The sequence below is a fragment of the Streptomyces aureus genome (genome assembly GCF_000725495.1).
GTDB lineage: Bacteria > Actinomycetota > Actinomycetes > Streptomycetales > Streptomycetaceae > Streptomyces > Streptomyces aureus_B.
Window position 1 is genome coordinate 1 of the sequence record NZ_JNZD01000093.1, and the last position, 350, is coordinate 350.

Consider the following 350-nt stretch of genomic DNA (forward strand, 5'->3'; position numbering starts at 1 on the left):
CCGCCCCGCGATGATGCGCACCCTCGCCGAGACCGGCTTCCAGCAGTCCTACACCTACTTCACCTGGCGCAACACCAAAGAGGAACTCACCGACTACCTCACCGAACTCGCCGGTGACAGCGCCGCCCGCATGCGCCCCAACCTCTTCGTCAACACCCCAGACATCCTCCACGAGTTCCTCCAGCACGGAGGACGCCCCGCCTTCGAACTCCGCGCCGTCCTCGCCGCCACCCTCTCCCCCACCTGGGGCATCTACAGCGGCTACGAACTCTGCGAGAACACCCCCCTGCGCCCCGGCAGCGAGGAATACCTCCACTCCGAGAAATACGAGCTCCGCCCCCGCGACTGGG

General features: G+C 66.9%; 1 pseudogene. It reads left to right on the plus strand.

Annotated features, from left to right (window positions below):
* Positions 1–350, plus strand: a pseudogene (locus tag IO36_RS36110) (alpha-1,4-glucan--maltose-1-phosphate maltosyltransferase); the annotation flags it as partial.